The organism is Paraglaciecola sp. (assembly GCF_051252315.1).
GTDB lineage: Bacteria > Pseudomonadota > Gammaproteobacteria > Enterobacterales > Alteromonadaceae > Paraglaciecola.
Genome location: NZ_JBPOFP010000200.1, coordinates 1 through 4,483 on the forward strand (window position 1 = coordinate 1; position 4,483 = coordinate 4,483).

4 protein-coding genes are annotated in these 4,483 nt (G+C 38.3%); 2 read left to right on the plus strand and 2 right to left on the minus strand.

What is annotated here, in order from left to right; all coding sequences use genetic code 11:
- Positions 1-272: 2OG-Fe(II) oxygenase (locus ACSHXM_RS20975; RefSeq protein ID WP_435692216.1), on the plus strand; the 272-nt coding region annotated here is incomplete at its 5' end.
- 53 nt (positions 273-325) lie between these two features.
- Here ACSHXM_RS20975 and pyk read toward each other — a convergent pair.
- Positions 326-1,759, minus strand: coding sequence for a pyruvate kinase (pyk, locus tag ACSHXM_RS20980; RefSeq protein WP_435692218.1), 1,434 nt, complete (start codon positions 1,757-1,759; stop codon positions 326-328).
- Between the two features lie 257 nt (positions 1,760-2,016).
- Positions 2,017-2,862, minus strand: coding sequence for a MurR/RpiR family transcriptional regulator (locus ACSHXM_RS20985; RefSeq protein WP_435692220.1), 846 nt, complete (start codon positions 2,860-2,862; stop codon positions 2,017-2,019).
- Between the two features lie 266 nt (positions 2,863-3,128).
- Here ACSHXM_RS20985 and zwf point away from each other — a divergent pair.
- Positions 3,129-4,483 (plus strand): glucose-6-phosphate dehydrogenase (gene zwf, locus ACSHXM_RS20990; RefSeq protein WP_435692222.1); only part of this gene is annotated, 1,355 nt, incomplete at its 3' end.

Genomic DNA, 4,483 nt, shown 5'->3' on the forward strand with positions numbered 1-4,483 from the left:
CTTTTAAGGGGCGAAGTAATAGAGCTTTGAGCACTGTTTATTATTTAAATCCCAATTGGAGTGAAGCAGATGGCGGGGAGCTTATTATTTATTCGCCGGAGAAGAACGATGAACCAATCTCAAAGGTAACGCCATTATTTAATCAGTGTATTATATTTTTGAGTGATATGTTTCCACATGAAGTGCTCGCCAGTAATAAAGACAGATTTAGTATCGCGGGTTGGTTCAGGGTAAATGGCACAACTCAGCAACACCTAGATCCATCAAATTAAAGACAAAAAAAACGAGCTTAGAAAAGCTCGTTTTTATCTAACTCAAATGTAAACTAAGCAACCACTATCTTACTTGCATTAGTTCCACCAACAGTTTCCATCACATCACCATAGGTCATGATGAATTGGTCACCTTTTTCTATTACGCCTTTTTCAAGTAAAAGAGCAACCACATCAGCTTTAAGCTGTCCTGGTTCGCTATCTCTTGAATCAAAATAAACCGGCTTAACACCACGGTAAAGAGCCATTTTGTTTAACGTTGCTTCATGCCTAGCTAATGCATAAATAGGCAAAGATGAAGTGATACGAGACATTAATAATGGCGTTGAACCGCTTTCAGTCAAAGCAACGATGGCTTTAATTGTTTTTAAGTGGTTAGCCGAATAAACCGCACTTAATGCTGTAGTTTCACTGATAGTAGTGAAGGTTTGATCCATACGATGTTTAGAAATCGTGACGTTTGGATGTGTTTCTGCACCTTCACATACACGTGACATGGCTTCAACTGTTTCAACAGGGAATTCACCAGCTGCTGTTTCAGCCGATAACATTACTGCGTCAGTACCATCTAGAACCGCATTTGCCACGTCCATTACTTCAGCACGTGTTGGCATTGGGCTAGTGATCATCGATTCCATCATCTGTGTCGCTGTAATAACAACTTTATTCAGCTGTCTAGAACGTGCGATAAGTTTCTTTTGAACACCGACTAGTTCTGCATCACCGATTTCAACACCAAGGTCACCCCTTGCTACCATTACCGCATCAGAAGCTTCAATAATGTCATCAATTGCTTCATCTGAAGCAACCGTTTCAGCTCGTTCAACTTTTGCACAAATCATTGCCGTGCAACCTGCTTTTTCAGCTAGTTGACGAGCATAGTTTAAGTCTGCTCCTGAACGAGGGAACGAAACAGCTAAATAATCTACGCCAATTTCCGCCGCTGTAACGATGTCTTTTTTGTCTTTTTCAGTTAACGCTTCGGCAGATAAACCACCACCTTGGCGGTTAATACCTTTATTGTTTGATAATTTTCCAGCTACTGTCACTTCGGTAAGAACTTTATTGCCCTCTACGCTAGTCACTTTTAACTGAATACGACCATCATCAAGTAATAATACGTCACCTGCGTTAACATCTTGAGGTAGGGCTTTGTAATCAATGCCAACAGCTTCTTGGTTACCATCATCGCGACCCATGTCTGCGTCTAATACGAAGTGATCACCTATTTTAAGAATAATTGAATCATTTTCGAATTTGGCTACTCGAATTTTAGGACCCTGTAAGTCACCTAAAATTGCCACATATTTACCTAGCTTTTTAGCTGCCGCGCGTACTTTATTTGCTCGGTTGATATGATCTTCGGCAGTACCATGTGAAAAGTTCATTCTAACTACATTGGTACCAGCTTTGATGATAGCTTCAATTTGTTCCACTGTATCTGTTGATGGACCTAATGTAGCGAGTATTTTTGTGCGTCTTAACATAGTTTATGGTGCTCTGTAGTTGTGGCGTATTGGTAACATTAACTTTTAGTACTAAATTCAAGCTAAAGCTAAGGAAAATTAATTATAGTAAGTTTAATCTTTTTAAACCAACTAACCAACCGGTTAGTCATAAATTAACAAAAATGTAATTTTATTACGAAAAGGGTAGTGCAAAACGAGCTAAAAGTGAATTTTTTTATAACTGATAAGAGGTGTTTCTGACTTTTTTATAATTTTACTACATAAATAGAGTGATATTAAGGCTTCTCATATCTTGATCCTCTTAGGGTATCTTTGACTCGTTTTAAATTTTCCCTAAATTTATTCCCTCTTCGCAGCGTAAACCCTGTGGCTAAAATATCAATTAAGGTGAGCTGGGCGATCCGTGATGCCATTGGCATATAAATATCTGTATCTTCTGGTACATCTAAAGATAAAGTAATGTTGCATTCTTTTGCTAGAGGGCTGTCGAAAGAAGTGATTCCCATAACGGTGGCGTCGTTTGCACGAGCAATTTGTGCTATTTCAACTAGGCTTTTTGTACGACCCGTGTTTGAGATCAGTACGACAACTTCCTTGTCAGTGCAATTCATACAACTCATACGCTGCATAAGAATGTCTTCATAATAGGCTACAGGAACATTAAATCGAATAAATTTATTCACCGCATCATGTGCGATAGCCGCAGAACCACCTAAACCAAAAAATGAGATTTTTTGGGCTTGGGTTAATAAATCAACAGCTCTATTTATTAAATTGACGTCTACAGATTGCCTTGCTACTTCAAGTGCTGCCATGGTCGATTCGAATATTTTATTGGTATATTCTTCTGGGCCATCACTTTCTTCAACATGCCGGTTTACGTAAGGTGTACCATTTGCAAGACTTTGCGCTAAGTGCAATTTAAAGTCTGGAAACCCTTTAGTATCTAATCTTCGACAAAATCGATTAACTGTTGGCTCGCTCACGTCTGACATTTTTGCTAAAGTAGCGATGCTACAATGTATGGCAGATTGTGGGTTATGTAATATTGCTTCTGCAACTTTTCGTTCTGACTTACTAAAAGCAGAATTTTGTTGCTTTATTTTTTCTAGAATATTCATGATTACACTGAAAACTTCATTATAATTGGGCAACCTATGGGGACACAGTAACATTGTCAGTAGGCAATAGGGTACTAAAGTTGTAATTTTTTAACAAAAACAGCCTAAAAGGCAACTAAATTGACCTTTAAGGTTAACAAAACGTGAAAACTTGTAATTTTATTACATTTTGTGGTAAATTTTACGGCATAACTCTGCCTTAACTGTAATTTTTTTACAGCTGTAAGCAGACAATCAAATTAAAAAATAGAGAGTAGGCAAATAAAATGGTTTTGGAAAACTCATTTGAACCTTGTGACTTTGTTTTGTTTGGCACCAAAGGTGACTTAGCAAGACGTAAGCTTTTACCTTCACTATATCAACTCGAAAAAGCGGATTTAATCCATGCCGAAACCCAGATTATTGGTGTGGCTCGACAAGAATATAGCCAAGAAGAATACCTGGCTATAGTAAAAGAAAATGTTGAAAAATTTACTAAAGAAGAAATATGTGCAGAAACATGGGCTAGATTTGAAGCTCGATTAGTCTATTTGCGCGTAGATATGAAGCAGAAAGAAAGTTATAGCGCTTTTAAAACTCATGTCGATCCAAAGCGTACTATGGTGTGTTACTTTGCAACTCCGCCATCGATATTTGGCGATATTTGTCGCGGTTTAAAAGCGGCGAAAATTATTGATAAAAGCATGCGAGTGGTACTTGAAAAGCCAATCGGGCATGATTTGGAATCATCTAAAGTTATCAATGACCAAGTGGCTGAATTCTTTGAAGAGCGCCAAATTTACCGTATCGATCATTATCTTGGTAAAGAAACTGTATTGAACTTAGTGGCTTTACGTTTTGCTAATTCAATCTTTGCAACCAATTGGGATCATAACTGCATTGACCACGTACAAATAAGCGTTGCGGAATCAGTGGGTATTGAAGGTCGTTGGGGTTACTTCGATGAAGCCGGCCAAATGCGAGATATGGTACAAAACCACCTTTTACAAATATTGACGCTCATTGCTATGGAGCCACCGGCTACATTAGATGCAACTAGTATTCGTAACGAAAAACTAAAAGTTTTGAAAGCTTTACGCCCTATTGATGCGACTAATGTACGTCAAAATACCGTACGCGGTCAGTACGTTGACGGCTTTATTAAAGGCCAAGAAGTGCCTGGGTATCTTGAAGAGCCAGATGCAAACCAAGAAAGTAAAACCGAGACATTTATTGCTTTAAAAGTAGAATTGGATAACTGGCGTTGGGCTGGCGTACCATTTTATTTACGTACTGGTAAACGCCTACCTAACAAAACGAGTGAAGTGAATATTTTCTTTAAACGTCAGCCTCATAACTTGTTTAAAGATAGTTTTTCGCAATTACCACCAAATAAACTGACAATCCGTTTACAGCCTGATGAAGGTGTTGAAGTGACAGTCATGAATAAAGTGCCAGGCTTAACGGGTACTGGTCACATGGATTTGCAGAAGTCAAAATTGAACTTAAGCTTCTCTGAAACTTTTAAAGATGAACGTATTGCAGATGCATACGAAAAATTAATTCTTGAAGTTATGATGGGTAACCAATCTTTGTTTGTTCGTAGAGATGAAGTGGAAGCTGCATGGACTTGGGTCGATGG

Excerpts from the sequence above, each read along its gene's own strand:
- ACSHXM_RS20985 (WP_435692220.1), bottom strand. The coding sequence starts at position 2,862 with ATGAATATTCTAGAAAAAATAAAGCAACAAAATTCTGCTTTTAGTAAG.
- pyk (WP_435692218.1), bottom strand. The coding sequence starts at position 1,759 with ATGTTAAGACGCACAAAAATACTCGCTACATTAGGTCCATCAACAGAT.